This is a genomic window from Bacteroidetes Order II. bacterium (assembly GCA_016788705.1).
In the GTDB taxonomy this organism is placed as follows: Bacteria; Bacteroidota; Rhodothermia; order Rhodothermales; family UBA2364; genus UBA2364.
In genome coordinates this window covers 63,942-82,133 of sequence record JAEUSQ010000039.1, presented here as the reverse complement: position 1 = coordinate 82,133, position 18,192 = coordinate 63,942, and the positions used below count along the sequence as shown (strand labels likewise).

16 protein-coding genes are annotated in these 18,192 nt (G+C 43.9%); 7 read left to right on the top strand and 9 right to left on the bottom strand.

All coding sequences use genetic code 11. From position 1 onward, the window contains the following. Window positions 1–143: 143 nt before the first annotated feature. Complete coding sequence (locus JNN12_10120; GenBank protein ID MBL7978685.1) at window positions 144–1,748, bottom strand: sodium/sugar symporter; 1,605 nt, start codon at window positions 1,746–1,748, stop codon at window positions 144–146. Between the two features lie 503 nt (window positions 1,749–2,251). Between JNN12_10120 and JNN12_10115 the strand changes: the two genes are divergently transcribed. Together JNN12_10115 and galK are read left to right on the top strand one after the other, a co-directional pair. Next, entirely contained in the window at window positions 2,252–4,081 is a 1,830-nt protein-coding gene (locus tag JNN12_10115; protein ID MBL7978684.1) for an alpha-glucosidase, read from the top strand. A 37-nt stretch (window positions 4,082–4,118) separates the two neighbouring features. Continuing rightward, window positions 4,119–5,294 (top strand): galactokinase, encoded by a 1,176-nt coding sequence (gene galK / locus JNN12_10110; GenBank protein MBL7978683.1) that lies wholly within the window; start codon window positions 4,119–4,121, stop codon window positions 5,292–5,294. Here galK and JNN12_10105 read toward each other — a convergent pair. Next, a complete protein-coding gene (locus JNN12_10105; protein ID MBL7978682.1) occupies window positions 5,291–6,478 on the bottom strand; it encodes a DUF819 family protein in 1,188 nt (395 codons plus the stop codon). The genes galK and JNN12_10105 overlap by 4 nt on opposite strands. A 104-nt stretch (window positions 6,479–6,582) precedes the next feature. Between JNN12_10105 and JNN12_10100 the strand changes: the two genes are divergently transcribed. Genes JNN12_10100 through JNN12_10090 form a run of 3 tightly spaced genes read left to right on the top strand, consistent with a single transcriptional unit; the run spans window position 6,583 to window position 9,289 of the window. Beyond that, a complete protein-coding gene (locus tag JNN12_10100) occupies window positions 6,583–7,416 on the top strand; it encodes a hypothetical protein (protein MBL7978681.1) in 834 nt (277 codons plus the stop codon). A 60-nt stretch (window positions 7,417–7,476) separates the two neighbouring features. Beyond that, window positions 7,477–8,742: a ferrochelatase gene (gene hemH / locus JNN12_10095; GenBank protein ID MBL7978680.1), complete on the top strand. Its 1,266-nt coding sequence runs from the start codon at window positions 7,477–7,479 to the stop codon at window positions 8,740–8,742. A 4-nt stretch (window positions 8,743–8,746) separates the two neighbouring features. Then, complete coding sequence (locus JNN12_10090; GenBank protein ID MBL7978679.1) at window positions 8,747–9,289, top strand: methyltransferase domain-containing protein; 543 nt, start codon at window positions 8,747–8,749, stop codon at window positions 9,287–9,289. A gap of 20 nt (window positions 9,290–9,309) precedes the next feature. Here the strand turns inward: JNN12_10090 and JNN12_10085 are convergent, their stop codons facing one another. From JNN12_10085 to JNN12_10070, 4 genes are all read right to left on the bottom strand, one after another. Further along, complete coding sequence (locus JNN12_10085; protein MBL7978678.1) at window positions 9,310–9,942, bottom strand: hypothetical protein; 633 nt, start codon at window positions 9,940–9,942, stop codon at window positions 9,310–9,312. A gap of 4 nt (window positions 9,943–9,946) precedes the next feature. Then, window positions 9,947–10,516 carry a hypothetical protein gene (locus JNN12_10080; protein MBL7978677.1) on the bottom strand — a complete coding sequence of 190 codons (570 nt, stop codon included), beginning with the start codon at window positions 10,514–10,516 and terminating at the stop codon, window positions 9,947–9,949. Window positions 10,517–10,705: 189 nt separating this feature from the next. Then, a complete protein-coding gene (locus tag JNN12_10075; protein ID MBL7978676.1) occupies window positions 10,706–11,371 on the bottom strand; it encodes a hypothetical protein in 666 nt (221 codons plus the stop codon). Beyond that, window positions 11,337–11,765, bottom strand: a complete 429-nt coding sequence (locus tag JNN12_10070; GenBank protein ID MBL7978675.1) for a hypothetical protein — start codon at window positions 11,763–11,765, stop codon at window positions 11,337–11,339. Before JNN12_10070 ends, JNN12_10075 begins: the two co-directional genes overlap by 35 nt. 1,187 nt (window positions 11,766–12,952) lie before the next feature. Here JNN12_10070 and JNN12_10065 point away from each other — a divergent pair. Together JNN12_10065 and JNN12_10060 are read left to right on the top strand one after the other, a co-directional pair. Further along, a complete protein-coding gene (locus JNN12_10065) occupies window positions 12,953–13,966 on the top strand; it encodes a PD40 domain-containing protein (GenBank protein MBL7978674.1) in 1,014 nt (337 codons plus the stop codon). 11 nt (window positions 13,967–13,977) lie between these two features. Further along, window positions 13,978–14,502 (top strand): toxin-antitoxin system YwqK family antitoxin, encoded by a 525-nt coding sequence (locus JNN12_10060; GenBank protein MBL7978673.1) that lies wholly within the window; start codon window positions 13,978–13,980, stop codon window positions 14,500–14,502. A 70-nt stretch (window positions 14,503–14,572) separates the two neighbouring features. Here JNN12_10060 and JNN12_10055 read toward each other — a convergent pair whose 3' ends face one another. The 3 genes from JNN12_10055 to JNN12_10045 are packed head-to-tail and all read right to left on the bottom strand — an operon-like array spanning window position 14,573 to window position 18,015. Next, a complete protein-coding gene (locus tag JNN12_10055) occupies window positions 14,573–16,078 on the bottom strand; it encodes an amidophosphoribosyltransferase (protein MBL7978672.1) in 1,506 nt (501 codons plus the stop codon). Window positions 16,079–16,088: 10 nt separating this feature from the next. Beyond that, window positions 16,089–16,592 (bottom strand): hypothetical protein, encoded by a 504-nt coding sequence (locus JNN12_10050; protein MBL7978671.1) that lies wholly within the window; start codon window positions 16,590–16,592, stop codon window positions 16,089–16,091. A 1-nt stretch (window position 16,593) separates the two neighbouring features. Then, complete coding sequence (locus JNN12_10045) at window positions 16,594–18,015, bottom strand: HlyC/CorC family transporter (GenBank protein ID MBL7978670.1); 1,422 nt, start codon at window positions 18,013–18,015, stop codon at window positions 16,594–16,596. Window positions 18,016–18,192 lie beyond the last annotated feature (177 nt).

Here is an 18,192-nt window from a genome sequence, read left to right as displayed (position 1 = left end):
TGAAAGCGTTTCGAAAATCCGGAATCGCTTACATTTTAAGAAATTATCATGAAGGGTATTCAAAAGGCAAACTGCCACCTTGGTCTATGCTAATACAAGGTGGCAGTTTGCAAAGATGATCATATCATTAAAATGATAAATACTTACCAATACGCAATATACAAAGCAGCCAATACGCCCATAATCAATAATGCGCCAATCCGAAATCCAAAACTGGTTTCAAACAAACCCTGGTCCACTACAATTTCTTTTTTGCTCGATTCGGGCTTCAGGTAACTAATGAATACCATCAATGCCACCAAGATTAGAAACACATACCCCATCCGATCCAAGAAAGGCACCATAGGCGTCAGGCTTTTCATTATTGCAGAGAGTGGAATGGTTAACAAGGCTGCTGTGAGGGCGGCCGTAGGCGTGGCTTTTTTCCAGAAAAGACCTAAGAGGAAAATGGCACAAACTCCCGGAGTGATAAATCCGGTGTATTCCTGAATGTATTGGAAGCCTTGATCTAAACTGGTGAGTGCTGGTGCAACCATAATGGCAATGATAAAAGAGGCCAAGATGGAGACTTGCCCGATCTGTACCAACTTATCTTCCGACGCATCTTTGTCCATGAATTTTTTAAAGATGTCTAAGGTGAAAATGGTGGCAATACTGTTTGCTTTGCCAGCCAGAGAGGCCACGATTGCAGCAACCAAGGCGGCGAAGGCAATGCCTTTGAGGCCCGTCGGCAAAAGGTCTAGCAAGGTCGAGTACGCACTGTCCGGTTTTACGATGCCCCCTACGGTCATGCTGGCTTTGAAAGCGGGGTCCACATTATGTAACACATACGCTGCAATCCCTGGAATGACCACGATTAGGGGCATCATGAGTTTCAAAAATCCAGCAAAGAGCAAGCCTTTTTGTGCGGTATCCAAGTCTTTTGCTCCTAAAGCCCGTTGGGTAATATATTGGTTGCTTCCCCAATAGCTAAGGTTTGCGATCCACATCCCACCTACCAAGACCGTGAGTCCTGGTAGCTCACTATAAAACTTGTTATCGGGCGAGAGGATCATATCGAAATGGCCGGGTGCTTCTTTATGAAGAATGCTGAGTCCGGCAAAAAAACCACTTGTACCAAAGTTTTGCGCCACCAAGTCTAAGGCCAAGTATGCGGTAATGAGGCCGCCAATAATGAGTACCAAGACCTGAAAAACATCGGTATATCCAATCACACGCATCCCGCCAAGGGTGATAACAATCGCAAAAACAGCCAGTCCAATCACGCATACCATAAAGTTTAGCCCCACCATTCTTTCTAAGGTCAGTGCGCCGAGGTAAAGAATAGAAGAGAGGTTCACAAAAACATAAACCAGTAGCCAAAAAACAGCCATTACAGTACTGACCCGACCATCGAAGCGGTCGCTCAGGAATTGTGGCATGGTGTAAATTTTGTTTTTAAGATAAATCGGGAGGAAAAAAACGGCGACCACCAAAAGCGTTAAGGCTGCCATCCATTCGTAACTGGCAATGGCGAGGCCCATCGCAAAACCAGATCCAGACATCCCGATAAATTGCTCTGCCGAAATGTTGGAGGCAATCAAGGAAGCGCCGATTGCCCACCAAGTGAGGGAGCCTTCCGCAAGAAAATAATCGGTTGTACTGGCGGTTTTGGCCCGTTTACGGTAGATCGAATAACCAATGGCGGCTACCACCGCAAAATAAAGCATAAAGACGATGTAGTCCCATAACTGCATACCTTGATTCATAATCCGAGTGTGTTTGCGTCCGTCATAAAAGCAGGGGTTCCGCTTGAATTCAAAACAGTGGGAAAAGGTGGCCAAAATGGGCCATAGCTGAGTCGGCGCGCATTTTATGAAAATTCAAGACACTTTGCAATGGTCAAAGAAAAGGGTTTTTTTACCAAAATGGATCGGAAGGGCTTTCAGGGTCTTGCCTTTAGCAAGTATGTCCGAAAACGTGGCCCTAAAAAAGAATACCCTCCAATTAGGTCAAGACCTATTGAGACAATTGGAACCCGCCTGGCTTGCACCCATCCAGTTGAAAATGCGCTTATTACCACATACATTGCTTCGTAAAAAAAAATATTGGGATTTACATACGAATTGGAAGCCCTTTCGATTTGTACTTTCTTCACACAAAAGTGCTAAATCCAAAATGCAAAGAAATGGCTTCTGGTTGCTGGTTGGGCAAAACGCGGCCAGGATCATTATAAGTGATGAATTAATAATTTATTCAAAAATTAGTAATTATGTATAAGTATAAATATGGTCTTCTGGATGAGACCAAAGCGGCTGTCGGTAGCCTCCAAGACGGCCATGATTTCTTCACCAAGCGTATTGGGTGGCGTCGGACTTTTTGGGTCGTTTTAGTAGGTGTGCTGCTATTGCCCGCGTGCAAACCTGTTGAACAAGTGGCTGTGCCCCAAAAAACGGATCAAATCCAGCAAAACCGGAAATGGTGGAAAGAAGCAGTGGTGTATCAAATTTATCCCCGAAGTTTCAAAGACAGCAATGGGGATGGGGTTGGAGACCTAAAAGGGATTGTCTCTAAGTTGGATTATATCAAAAGTTTAGGCGTAGATGTGGTCTGGTTGAATCCAATCTACCAATCTCCGAATGATGACAACGGCTACGACATTAGTGACTACCGGAGCATCCAACCCGAATTTGGCAGCATGGCGGATTTTGACGAATTGCTGGCAGGTTTGCATCAAAGGGGCATTAAATTGGTGATGGATTTGGTCGTGAACCACAGTAGCGATGAACACGAGTGGTTTAAGCAAAGCCGTTCCTCGCGTAATAACCCCTACCGAGACTATTACCATTGGTGGCCTGCCGAAAATGGCAAACCGCCGTATCGGTATAGTTTATTTGATGTAAACCGGGATGCATGGATGTACGACGAACCCACCAATGCGTATTACCTCCATTATTTTTCGCGGAAGCAACCCGATTTGAAATGGGAAAATCCAAAAGTCCGGCAAGAAGTCTATGATATTATGCACTTTTGGGCAAAAAAAGGCATAAATGGGTTCCGAATGGATGCTTTTCAATTTGTTTCTAAAGATACCACCTATCCTCCTTTTCCAGAGGGGTACGAACAAAACTTCTTACAGTATTATGCCATGGGGGCTCGGTTGCACGAATATTTACAGGAAATGAACCGCGAAGTCTTGAGCAAATACGACGTAATGAGTGTAGCAGAAGGTGCGGGTAATACAATGGAAGACGCCCATAATCTGGTGGATGAAGACCGAAACGAACTCAATATGGCTTATGCGTTTGAAGGGGTGGATTTAGGCAGTAAGCCCAATTGGACCTTGGCGCAGTTTAAAGAAGTCTTTAGCCGTTGGGATGCCCATTTTGCAGAGAAAGGATGGATTTCTATTTTTCTGTCTAATCACGATCAGGCACGTATGGTCTCTCGATTTGGAAATGATGCACCAGAGTTCCGCTCGCTGTCTTCTATGATGCTGAGTACCTTTATCCTGACCATGCGTGGAACGCCTTATTATTATTATGGGGATGAACTGGGAATGACGAATATCGGCTTTAGCCGCATCGAAGACTACCGAGACAAACCGACTTTTAACGAGTTTACATACTTAAAAAACAAGGGCGTACCGGAAAGTCAGATATTGGCCCAATTTGCCCGCTATAATCGTGATAATGGACGTACACCACACCAATGGAATACAAGCCCACATGCAGGATTTACGTCTGGTACACCGTGGATTGGCGTCAACCCCAATTACAACCAAATCAATGTGGAGGCACAGGAGAAAGACCCCCATTCGCCGTTAAACTATTTTCGGAAATTGAACCAACTTCGGAAAAAAGAACAAACATTGGTTTATGGAAAATATACCCTCTTAGACGCTGAAAATCCGGATATCTATGCCTATGCCCGTGAGTGGAATGGCCGTAAACTTTTAATTCTGTTGAATTTTAAATCCCAAAAAGCAACCGTAAACTTGGGGATTAACCTCAAAAACGCCCGCGTTCTGTTGGGAAATTATCCAGATCCAGAAGCCAAATCGGTGCTAAGGCCCTACGAGGCATTGGTACTGGCTTTGTGAGATGTCGGAATCCGTCAACCATTTTGCTATCATAAGGATGAACGTAGCCAAGGAAGAAGTCATTGCAGCATTTGTGGCCCAATTTGGGGAAATGCCTCGTGTTTTTCGTGCGTCGGGACGGGTAAACCTCATCGGTGAACATACGGATTATAATGGCGGTTGGGTACTTCCGGCAGCCATTGATAAAGGGATTTATTTGGCAGTTTTGCCTACAATTTCCGATTATGGAGAATGGATCTCGTTAGACATGAACCAGTCCGTTATCATTAGAACAACCGATGATCTTCGTTGGCAAAAGCAAGTAGAAAAAACATGGGCCAATTATTTATTGGGCGTGATGGAGCAGTTCCAAAAAAGAGGCTTGGTGGTCTCATCTGTAAACTTGGTGGTCTCTGGAGATATTCCTGTTGGGGCGGGCATGTCTTCGTCTGCTGCATTAGGGGCGGCATTTGCTTTTGGTCTGAATGAGCTTTTTTATTTGGGCTTGAGCAGGAAAGAGTTGGCTTTGTTGGTACAACAAGCAGAGAATGAATATGTTGGCATCAAATGTGGTATTATGGATATGTTCACAAGCCTAAATGGTAAAGCGGGTTATACCTTAAAATTGGATTGTCGAACTTTGGATTTTCAATATGTACCCTTAGCGTTGGGGGCTTTTCGGTTGGTTTTGTTCAATACAGGGGTGAAACACGCTTTGGTGGATTCTGCTTATAACGAACGTCGGGCACAATGCGAAGCAGGATTGGCCTTTTTTCAGGAATACTTTGATCCAACTCTTACAAATCTCACTGCCGTCCCGCTTACTTGGTTACAGGCTAGCCGGAGCCGATTAGACCCAGTGGTGTACCGACGGTGTCAATATGTACTCGAGGAGCACCTCCGCATTCAAGCAGCCAGTCAAGCCCTATCCGATAACGACCTACAAGCTGTTGGCCGTCTGATGACCGCCACCCATCAGGGCCTTCGGTATCTCTATGAGGTCAGTTGTCCAGAATTAGACTTTCTGGTAGAGGCTGTTTGGGGACAACCACATGTTTTCGGTGCGCGTATGATGGGTGGAGGATTTGGGGGCTGTACCATTAATCTCATTCACCGAGATCATGTGGAGGCTCTCTATCAAAACATCGCTTCTTCTTATGCAAACCGCTTTAACCGAACCCCCGAACTTTATGAAGTGGTAACGGCCAATGGCGCGGAAGAACTTTTGGTCTAAAACCAACCTTGTAGTTGCGACATCACCCAAGCGCCTAAAAGCCCCAAATAGGTGCCATACGCATAGCCGAGCATAGACATTAAAACGCCAACCGGAGCCATTGCGGGTTGATAGGCCACAGCAACAACAGGCGCACTGGCGGCGGCGCCAATATTGGCCATGCTTGCTGTGGCTAAAATAAAAGAAGGAGCCTTGAAAATCTTGCCAATCAAATACAAAAGTCCGGCATGAGTGACCATCCAAAAAATACCGGCTACCAAATAAAGGGGTGTGTTAAAAATCTTGGTAATATCGCCTTGTGCCCCAATGGTCGTAAGCAAAAAGTACAAGGCAAAGTATCCAAATCGTGATGCACCAGAAATTTCGATCTTACGAATGGGTGTCAGGGAAAGTAAAATCCCCAAGGTGGTGAGTAATAAAATGGCCCATGTGGAAGCACTAATCAGTGTTGGATTGCCAACTTTGGGCATGAATTGTGCCAAAGCAACCACAACAATGGTTACGGCCATGCCAATCCCGACGATATACATAATTTGGAGTGTTTCGATTGGTTTTTTTTCCGTATCGGCTTCTGCAAGGTGGGCATTGAGTTCGTCAATCACACGGGTGTCTGCCTTAAAATGTTTATTAAGGGCCATTTGGTAGGTAGAAAGCCAGATGAGAATCCCCAACCAGCCATAGCCCACTACGGTGTCCATTACAATGATGCGGCTCAGGTCCACCACAGGTTCAAAGCTATTTCCAACAGCGACCATATTGGCATTGCCGCCAATCCAACTACCCGTAAGTGCACCAAATTCTTTCCATGCCTCCGGAGGTAGATACGCGCCAAAAAGGGCATATGCCATTATTCCGGCAATCCAAACGGAAATGGATGCCAAAACCATCACCAATAGTCCTGTCTTGCCGAGTTTTAAAACGGCTTTAAGGTCTATGGTTAACATCAATAAAAACAATGCAAAAGGCAAAATGTATTTTGAAGTCCAGCTATAGAGGGGGCTTGTGTCTGGAATAATCCCAACCGAAGTAGAAATCATGGGGATGAAATAGGCCCAAATCACAGCGGGCAGAAAATCAAAGAACCGTTTAAACGCCGTTACAGTACTCAATGCGAATACCGTGGCCAAGACGGTGAAGAGGTAGGCCAAGATGAGCATCGGGTCGGAAATTAAGGCTTCTTTCATAATCGGTTGGGTTCAGAATGAATTAATGGGGGAAGGTTGAAGGGAAGATACAAAAAAATGTATAATTGGACTTGATTCTCCTTTTCACCAGACCCCGCTTCGGCATGAAATCTTTTTCTTATATGTTTGGGCGTTCGTTTTATCGGTGCTATTGGCTGATTTTGTTTTCTTCCTCGGTCCCTTTAGCAGCACAAGACTCGGTACAAGTATTGCTCGAATTAAATAACATCATTCCCAAAGTAACGAATAATTATTATTTGGGAGATGCCCAAATTCGAGTGATCTATGCCCAAAAAGCGGGTGCAGCGCTGATCTATTTCAATATGCACGATAATGAAAATACTTCGGCAGATGCGGGTTGGCAGGTGCTTCGGGAAAAAGGGGGGAAATTGGTAGAGGTACAGCATACGGGCGAACGCAATATCACCTTTAACGTGCAGGGAAAAAAATATCAGGTGGATCCTAACCGGATATTTACACCAGTCGGAATCCGAAAGACCTTAGAGACCAATAGCCGTTTTGATTCTGATGCGGCTGCCGAGGTAGAAGCCTTTTCTATGGCATTGGTGAATGATTTTGGCCTGAGACGAGGCGACTTGGTGGTTGCCCTGCACAACAATTCTGCCGACAACTATACCGTGAAAGATTATTTGCCCAGAGGAACCTATGCCCGAGATGCAGCTTCTGTAAATTTTGTTGCCGGAAGTGATGCCGATGACTTTTTCTTTGTAACCGATCCCAAACATTTCCGACTGTTAAAGTCCGAAGGCTATAATGTGGCCTTGCAAAATAATGCCACGGTTACCGACGATGGTTCTTTTTCGGTCTTTTGTGGGAACTTTGGCATTCCATATATAAACGTCGAAGCAGAGCACGGTCACTTAGAAATGCAGAAGCAAATGATTCGTGCTGTGGTGCGAATTTCTACCGTGCATTAATCGTTAAAAACGAATTATTTTTGAAAGCGCTTTTTGCAGGGGTAAATCTTCAACGTTCGTTTGCCTTTTTTTCAACGGTTCCTATATCCGAATCCCGATAGTTCGCGTTATTATGGGCAAAACCTTGCAGCCCAAACCGAATTGAGCAATCTGAACGACCAAACCCGCCTCTACGAAGAACATGGGGCCATTTTTCCCACCCGCTCTTTAGAGGTGCCGTCCGGGCGTCGGGTGGCTGTGGTGCTTTTAAGTTTCGGAGAACCACGTTCCATCTCAGAAATAGAAAGTTTTTTATTTCACAGTCGCTTTGCGGGCAGGCTATCTGCCATCGGAAAGTTTATTTTTAAGCTGCGCTTACGAAAAGAAAAACAAAGCTGGCTTTTAGGATTGGAAGCAATGGGCGGGGGCGCAGCCTATGCCCGGATTCGTCGAGACCTTTGTTTTATGCTGGATGAGTACTTGAACCGCGAAGAACGGTATCCGCTGAAACATACTTATAAAGTCTATATCTCCAACTCATATGGGGATCCGACGCATGATAAAGTGGTGGAACAACTTCAGCAGGATGGTATCGAGCACGTCGTTTTATTGCCCATGTACCCCCACTTCAGCCAAAGTACCACTGGGGTTGTATTGGCCCATTTTCGGGAGGCCATAGAACGGGCAGGAGCGGTGTTCAAAATCGCGCTCGTTCATGAATATGCCCGTCACCCACAATATGTACAAGCTCTAGCAGACCGCATTTGTGAAGGCATTTCCCGTTTTCCAAAGCATATCCGTCAGGATGTTCAATTGGTTTTTGCAGCATTCGGTTGTACAACTGCCAATAGAAGTCCTCACGATCCAGCCCTTATCCTGATTAAAGAAACCATTGCTGCATTGTTGGAAGCCAAAGGAATCTCTAATGACTGGCACATTGGGTGTATGTCTGAAATCCTTTCTGGGACTAAGAAAGTGGGACTACCCGGCATTAAACAAGTCGTAACCGAACTGGCTGGTCATGCCAAACAGGCGGTGTTGGTAGTTCCCATTTCGTTTATCACCGAGCGGTTTGAGGTAAGTTATTTTTTGGATACTGTTTTGCGGGCATATGCTACAGAGAAAGAGGTCTCGTACTATGAAGTTAGTTACTCACCTCAAGGAAATCCTTTGTTTTTAGAAGCATTGGGTGATATGGTTTGTCGAAAGATTTCCGCACCGGAAAAAGCAAAAGCAGCTTATCGTCCGGATGATTGGGTACTGAGACAGCAAAATGGGGCCACAATTTGGATACAGTCTTGGGCAAAGCACAAAACATCCGCACCCTCGCTTCGTCAAACAGGTTAATGACATGGCCAATCCTCATTTGTTGCACACCCTGGCAGCCATCCCGCCTGGTATTCCGGTATTAGACCTTTCTCTTACAGATCGCCTACTCTGGTTGCCCCTCGCACAACTTGGCTTTCGGGTAACTTGTATCGCAAATAAACCTCAATCAGCGGCGGAAGAAGCGTCTCTTGCTTCTGGAATCAAATGGGTCACGCCAACGCCTGAAGGTGTATTGCCCGTAGGTGAAGAAGCGTTTGAGTGGGTAATTGCCCACCGAAGTTTTGATCTTCTACGTACCGAGGCACAGTACCTGTCTTGGGTGCAGGAGTGTCACCGTGTGCTTCGGGACGGTGGGTGGATGTACGTCTGTGTGCCCGCAATAGCGCCGGAACAACCCATGCAAAACGGACGGGCGGATTCGTTGGCCTTTACAGCGGTTGGGCTACAACTTTATTTTTCAGGCAGGGAATGGGCGGTGGCAGAGCAGCCCTATGAATACGAGGAAGACGGAAGCCTGTTTTGGTGTGCCATTTTCCGAAAAGTTGGCACCAATACCATTGCCTAAAGCCCATATTACTGATTTGCCTAAAATGTATATCCCAATTGCGCCAAAAGCGTTGTTGAGGATATGCTTCCATCTTCAACACCAAAAAAGAGGTGCACCGAAGCATCTGCACTAAGGGTTAACCTTGGGAGGATTGCTTTTTTAGCCCCTAACGTAAGCACTAAACCTCCTTCATCGTCTTTGTATTCAAAATGAAAAACAGGGGTAGTAATGCTACCATTCGTATAATAATCATATTCATTAACTTTCACGATATGATAATCAAAGCCAATGCCTATTTTATTTTTAAAATGCTTTGTAATCTGAAATGGATAATAAAGCCCGCTATACAGGGTGTTGTGTTTTCTGCTAATTAAGCGCTGATCTATTAAATGCAAAGGGTCTTCAAAATGATAATTAACATCTATGAAACCAATTTTGGATACCCAAAGCAAAGAAGATTTTAAGGGGTGCTCATACACAACGCCTACATACAGAGAAGGCTCCATAATCATATGATTAAGGTTTTGGGTATTGCTACTCCTTGTGTCATAGACAGGCAGCGTAACAACACCAGCACTAAGCCCGATTTCTTTCGGTAATAATGGTTTTTTCTGCCCATAGCATACCGAAAATAATAATCCTAAAATATAACCGTATTTAAACATTTTCATATTATTATTTTTTTACTTTGAATGAACCTTGTATCTTAAATCCTGCAACAGGTGTACCTGTGCGATAGGATTGTAACAAGGCTAAGATCTTAATATCTATTTTATCCGATGCCAAGTGATTAAGCCCAAAGGTAAGAAACCACCCCGCATCCATTTGGTCTATGTAATTATGTTTTACATATTTAGGTGGGATTCCCTCCCCAAGTATTCCAATGTCTGTGGTTTGAAGATAACTCCGGCGTCGGGCAGTTACCCCACTCTCTAACTCCAATGAAAATTTAGCGTACTTAACGGGTACAATACCTATGCCCAAATTTCCATACACAAGCGTAATATGATCAAAGTTCCACTTAAAGTCTGTATGTACGAAATGCCCTACATGAATTGGTACATAGAAGATTGGGTTGATAGGATGTTGGTAGCCGGCATAGCTTCCCTTAGCCAAATGGTCGCCAGTCCCCAGTAGCACGATACCAGCCCCCCCAAGGAATTTTTGTTCTAACGCTTGCGGGTACACTTGGGGAAAAAGAGCCATGCACGTAAATAGTGCGAGCGGTAAAACGTTTTGTTTCATAGTATGTAATTGTTTTTGTGATGGGTGCTATGGTAATGTCATTTTACCGTAGCACCATCAGATTAGGCGTACAACGCTGGATGCGTTTTAAAATATGCTACACATATATTATACAGGTTATTTAGCGTGGTGTATGTGTAAGGCTGATTGGAGAAAGTTTTGCAATGCCTCCCACCATGCATGCTTTTTCTACCATTCGGTTACTGCAAAAGTCCATCTAACCTCTTGGCCTGAGTTACTACCCTTCCAAACGCCCCAACTATTAGGATCTGAGCATGCAAGGTATTCAGGGCGGCAGCCCCAACCTAATGGCTCAGGCCAACCATTGCGAGCAATGGCCATGAAGTTTTCTCTGGTAAAATCTTCTATGAAAGCAAGGTCGCTTTGATTACCTATATTAACTGGTATCTCCGACTTAAAACTTACAGGCCCCACTTTTACCTCAAGACCTAATTTATAATTAGATGCAAACAGACTTTTGTCTGCTTCATACACCAAAAATGTTAGCTTTGTCTTATCTGCGGACCAGTCATCATCAAATAATGCATTATACCAACCCCACGTTGTTCCTTTAGAACTGCTAACCTCTATGGTCTTTCTTATAGGTATGGCTCCAATGCTCGTATCCCCACTTTGAAAAGTCCCTGCATCTGGCCGCACAAACACAAACTCCGGACCTCCCTGAAATATAGACTCCCAGCCGCTACTTGCCTGCAATTCTGCAATGGTCACCAAAGTCCATGATTGGGTTTTCCCCATTCTTGCAGGGGGCATGATAGTCTGTTGCAAACTTAAATCATCTTCCACCCTCTCATTTGAGCTAAGCACCCAGACGGGATGGGCTTTCAGTTTCATCCACCAATACACGTTGTAAATTACCTCCCACATCTAAAGAATAACCCATAGCCGACTCTGCATTGTCCTCTAGGGGCGCAACTACCAGCGTAGGCCGAGAAACCCCATCCCACGACTCCTCATAGGGCCAATAAATCTGTACTTTATGCTGAATGAGCCATTGGTACAAAGTATCACTTTCTGTTTTCCATTGCTTCGTTTGGTCTAACTGAAACCTCGTCTCAAAAGCACGCTGAAACTGTTGTAGCTTTAGGTCTTGGAATTGTTTGCTATACCCTCTCTTAAAAGATTCGTGGTTTAATAAGTCCACCATGAGTACATTCTTTTCTCCATCAAAAGATTTTCTTACACTTTTATACACTTCCTTTGTAACGCCTGTATCTGTCGTAAACATAGCAATACTTTTTGCCAAAGTGTCCATTCCTCTCAGATACTGCAATTCCTCAGTGTCTAAAGGCGTTGTGGGAACTTTATTGCCGTCGTAAGCGAAGTCGCACCCTCACATAAGAAAGGAGAATACTGAAAGCAATGCCATAATACCATTTTTGCAGTTAAAGTAACACATGTTCGTAAACAGATCTAAAGTTGAGATAAGTTGAGATAAGTTGAGATAAGTTGAGATAAGTTGAGATAAGTTGAATTTACAATAGTTCGTAGGATAAGTCAAGATGCCGTAAAAATATTTTATGATAAGTCTGCATATTTTAGTGTTTTCCACACAATTCCAAAATAACCCTTTCGGGGAACTGCGCTATACCGAAGGGTAGTGCTACCCACCGTTTAGGACTCGGCAGCACCTAGACGCGTTTTATTGCCTATAAGGGGCGTTAGCCCTGTAATCATCGTAGCACCGCGACCACAACGACAGAGGGTAAGGGCGTTAGCCCTGTAATCTTGCTTGGTTTTGACCGTATGGTTGATGTCAGGGCTATGCCCCTTTATGGGGTCTCGTGTGACATGATCTATGAAGGGGTCAGGGCTACGCCCCTTTTCTTCTTGTAATGCCTTCCCGTTCTACGGACACACTACCGCTTAATCCCGATAAACGCCTTCGGGGGACTGCGCCACATCGAGCATCCATAACACGCCCAAACATGGTTCGTAGTTAAATATGGCAGAAATCGAGTTCTCAACGTTATCTCGTCAATGCTTGGATCGTCGTCTTGAAACGATAGACATGCTTGAAAAAGAAGCACTTGCTTGGAAAGACCAACGCAATGATGAAGTCATCAAAATCAGTTGGTCATTTACAACAGAATCGGCCAGAAGCAAGTTCAAAAACAGGTACGACAGCACATACAGCCTACACCTATTAAAGTGCAATGTAGATAGCATGTGTAAGGCTGATTACAGGAAGTTTTTAAATACATCCGGTATCAGAACCACACCAGTTAGATGTCATCTGTTTACCCTCCTTTACTCTAAAAGTTTACAATAACTTCTGGCAGATAGACCGCTCAGCCCTTAAAACCTACCATCCATCTTTTAAGAAAGTCTTGGGTCTTGTTTATACAAATTTAATTTTATATCATTGTCATAAGCATGTTCAAATACTAATCAAAATAAAGTTAAATAAATATTATGTTTCAAAAAAATGCGATAATTATGTTGTATAGTAATAGTAGTAAAAATATACCTATATTTATATTATTATGTTTATTAGTTTTATTGCAATCTTCTTGTGCAACGATTTTAACTAATAATATTTCGATTCCTTATGCAGAAAAGTCAATAAAAATACCTGAATTATTTGCAGAAGGTGTTATCTCTACAAAACAAAATAGTGAATTTGATATTTGTTTTTCTCCTGATGGAAAGAAGGCTTATTTTACAAGACGAGTTGCAAATGAAAAGCAGAAAATTTATGTTACAAGTTTTGTTAATAAGAGATGGGAGAAACCAAAAATCGCATCATTTTCAACTGATCGTGATGAAAACCCGTTCATAACACCAGATGGAAAAACCCTTTATTTTGGATCAGAAAGAGCCATTCCAAACAGAATAAATATGGGTAATTTTGATATGAATATTTGGAAAGTTGAATTGGTTGATGGAATTTGGAGCGCTCCTATACCATTGCCTGAATCTATTAACCAAGTCCAATTAGAAAAAGAAGAATGGCCATCTTCAAATGAGAATTCATTTTTCTCACATAATGGTAAGGTTTTTTACTTGGCTACTATGCTAAGAGGAACCCAAAATATCGAACTATTTGAAACGAAAAAAAATGATCAAGAATTTACGAAGTTAACCCGAATAGAAGGACTTTTTGATGAGGACAAATATTGGAAATCTAATCCTGTTCTTTCTCCAGATGGTAAATACCTTGTTTTCAATGCTTATGGAACTCCGTTAGGGGAAGGAGGAGAAGACATATATGTAGCCCAAAAAACAGGCAAAGGTTGGTCTAAAGCCAAAAGTATAGGTAAACTTGTTAATACGAAAAATGAAGAAGGATCTGCAAGGTTCTCAAGGGATGGTAAATATTTCTTTTTTTCTAGAGAAGAAAAAGAAAATCCTAATCTTGATGGCATTTGGAGTATTTATTTTGTAGAAACAAAATATTTAGGACTAAATAAATTGTTTAACAATTAAAAATCAAAACAATGAAAAAATTATTTTCTATCCTTATTCTTTTCTTTTGTACCTTAGACTTATTTGGACAAACCATTTTGGATCACTCAATGGTCCAAAAGAAATCCAAAGATGGTATCGAATTGACCTTTTATGAGGGGCTACCTGTTACAGGAGTGGTTACAGAAAAATATCAAAACGGGAAACCAAAGTCTTGGCAAGAGTTAAAAGATGGAGTCACAAATGGCTTGTGGCAAGAATGGTATGAAAACGGTCAACTAAAGTTTAATGCTTATTGGATGAATGGTAAGGGTCATGGCCTTTGGGAATACTACCACCAAAATGGTGTTCTTAGACAAGAAGAGTTTTATAATATGGATATTCCTGTTGGGATTTTTAGGGTTTTTTACACAAACGGGCAGCTGAAATCTAAATCGAGTTGGCTTAATGGTAAAAAACATGGCTCATGGACATTCTATAGCGAGAACGGTATTCTGTCAAGAACCGAACAATACGAAGACGGAAAACTTTTATCTACGACACCATCATCTAATTAATAAATGATCTTATATATGGTCTATTTAATTTATGATTCTGTGTTTATAATCTCCAGTTAACTACACTTGTTTATACAAATTCAAATGCCTCTTTTTCCGTCTCTTTGGGCATTTGTACCGGAACAGGATATTTATTGGTGAAACATGCTGTACAATAATTAGGTGGGATAGAATTGGTCTCTCGGACGGCCTCCAACAGCCCTTCTTCCGAGAGGTAGGCCAGCGAATCAACCCCAAGCCATGCCGCCATCCCGTCTATGTCTTCGAATTGGTTTGCGAAGAGTTCGTTAGGTGTTGGAAAATCCATGCCATAATAGCACGGGCTAATCACAGGAGGGGAGGTTACACGAAAATGGACTTCTCGTGCGCCGGCTTCTCGTACCATTTTGACCAATTGCCGACAGGTAGTACCACGTACAATGGAGTCATCCACCATCACCACGATCCGGTCTTTTAGGATGCCTTCTACGGTATTGAATTTAAGGCGGACCTTCAGTTCGCGTGCGTCTTGTCCGGGGGAGATGAACGTCCGGCCCACATAATGATTTCGGATAAGACCAAACTCAAACCGAAAATGATCTCGGTCACCTTCTTGGTTGTAAATTTTATTCAATTCGGTGGCATAGCCCATGGCCGAGGTGTTGGAGGAATCTGGCACCGGGATCACAATGGTGCGTTTACCATTAGGATCGAACGGGGCGGGTGCTTCGTGTGCAAGGGTTTTGCCAAATTTTCGCCTGACTTTGTCCACCATCTCGCCAAAAATGCGGGAATCGGGTCTGGAAAAATAGACGTATTCAAAAATACATTGTGCTGTTTGGGACGTGGGTTTAAGAAGGTAAGATTCAAAATTACCTGTTTGACAGGCTTCCTTTTCCATCACCAGCATTTCCCCTGGTTGAATTTCCCGTACATAAGTTGCCCCCAATAAATCGAACGCGCAAGACTCGCTGGCGACGCACCATGCCGGTTTTCCTTGGTTATGGGTCTCATCAATTCGTCCCAACATCAAGGGGCGAAATCCGTGCGGATCACGTACAGCGATCAGTTTGTCATCGGTCATCAGGATCAAAGAAAATGCGCCCTCAACCTGTGAAAGCGCATCCAATATCTGGTCTCGTTGCCGGAACTGTCGGCTTTGCGCGATCAGATGGAGCATTACCTCGGTGTCGGAAGTGGTTTGGAAGAGGGTTCCGTTTAAGTCGAACAATTGCCTTAACTGTGCCGCATTGGATAAATTTCCGTTGTGGGCAATGGCCAAATTTCCATTTCGGTAATGCACCACAAAAGGTTGAATGTTGGCGGCATTGGTCGAAGATCCGCTGGTGGAATATCGGTTATGCCCGATGGCCATGTCCCCGGCAAGTTTGTTTTGGAAAACAGAATCGTCCCGAAACACATCGGTCACCAATCCAAAATTCCGCATGGCCGGCATCGTGAGGCGCTTTCGCGAGGCATCATAGGCCGTAGTTACGATGCCGGCAGACTCTTGGCCCCGGTGTTGGAGCGCATGAAGTCCGTAATAGGTCTTTCGGGCCGCATCTGCTGCATTGATAATTCCGAAAATTCCGCACATAGGAAAAGGATTAATTGATAGACGAATGGTTGGTTTTGATCCGGATCACCCCGACGGCAAGTAGTATGCCAGCGGCATCTGCCACCAGATCCCGTTTGCTAAAATAGCGGGATTTACTCCGCTTTAGGTCATAAATTTCCTTAAACAATCCTATCATGGCTGTAGAGCCTACCGAGAACTTTAAGGCTTCTGTTTCGGAGAAGGTCATTTTATTAACCAGTACATATTGATTGCCCAGCACCAGCAGGTAACTGAAAACAAGGTGTTGCACTTTGTCGAATCCCAGCCAAGGATCGTGTGGTTTGGTTGCCTTAGCATTTGGGTGATAGACTTCCTGTAATTGCACGGCCAATAACCGATCGGTGGTTGCATAGGCGGCGGGTACCTCTTGGTCTCTGAGCGTAACGGATTGGGCCTCGGCCCGTGCAGGAAAGAGCAGGAAAAGAACAACGACCCATTCCAAGAGGGTATAAATGGCCGAAAAAGATTTTTTGGGGTGTTTTGTCGCACTCATATCATTCAGGCGCTGTGGTTTGGGTTAGTAGTTCTATAAAAACTTCGTCTATGCGGTGCTGGGTAATTTTTTTAACTGTCATTTTTAAGTGATCCAAGGCGATGGAATCACCCTCTTGTGGAAAATCACCAAAACGATGAAGGAATAAACCTGCAACTGTCTGTATATCCTCTTCTTCTTCCTCAAAGGTGAACGGAATTTCTGCCTGAAGGTCGTCTATGTGCATACGTCCTCCCACCAAAAAAGCCCCATTGTCGGTTTTTCGAAAGAGGATTTCCTCTTCATCGTCCAGTTCGTCCCAGATATCCCCCACAATTTCCTCCAAAATATCCTCCATTGTAACCAAGCCCTCGGTTCCGCCATGTTCATCAATTACAATGGCCATATGCAGGCGTTTTTGACGAAATTCCTCCAAGAGGTCGCTGATTTTTTTGGATTCCGGTACGTAAAGAGGTTCGGGACGCATGAGTTGCTGCCAATCCACTTTGTCTGGAAAGGGAGCATTGTTCATTAAAGGTAAAAAATCTTTGGCATATACCAATCCCACAATCTGGTCTAAATTGGATTCATAAAGTGGGTATCTGGAATAGCCGTGCTCTCGGACCAGATCCAGCACTTGCGAAAAGCTAAGGTCGGTGGATAGCGCGACCACATCCAATCGGCTCGTCATTACATCCCGAACGGTAGTTTCGTTGAATTCTGCAATAGAATGGATCATGTCGCGCTCCATTGCGAGAATTGTGCCGTGTTTTTCACCAATGTCTGCCAGATATTTGAGGTCTTCAGCGGTTAACCCGCCATTGGAATAATTCATCCGCTCATTGATTCGGGAAGATAGGGGTGCAAGTAGGCGTCCAAAAGGAGCGCTTAGTTGGACGGTCCAGTACACCGGAAGAGACATGAGGCGGCAATAGGCATGTGCAAAATGGTGTGCCAACATTTTGGGGATGATCTCTGCAAAAGCGACAAGCAGGAGTACCAGTAAAATGACCTCTACAAATAAACCCCATTCTGGCAGAATGTCTTGTTGTAGCGTAAACTGACGGGTGATCTCGGTTCCTAACAACACCAAGGCGACATTGGCCAAGGTGTTCATCGTGAGGATGGACGTGAGGGTTTCGCCAGGCGTGGTAACAAGGTGTAGCATCCGGCGGTGCAGTGCCGAGGAATCTTCGGTTAGCCGACGTTTTTCTCGATCGGAAAGGGATAAAAAAGCAACCTCTGCACCGGAAAGCAGTGCGGAAAGAATGAGTAGCGTTACAAAGGTGGCGATCTCCAAAAAGAAATACCACGGGGTTGCAACAGAAAAGATGGCCCAGTCTAAATAAGCAGAAGGGTAAGGGTCGTCCAAAGCCGGAGAAGGTAAATCCTTCGTTTTGTGAAACATAAGGCCCCGTAAAAGGCCATCTGCAAAGTCATTCATGCGAATGATTCTTAAAGTTAGTAATAAAACAGGGTGGATATGCAAGCGCCCGTGATGATTTTTTTGGAGAAATAGCGCTTCCTAAAGGGTCTTCTATACCTTAACGGCGATAATATTTCTGAATTATCCGTTAATGCCGCTTTACGAACGGAGGGCAGGGTTAATTTTAACATGCTT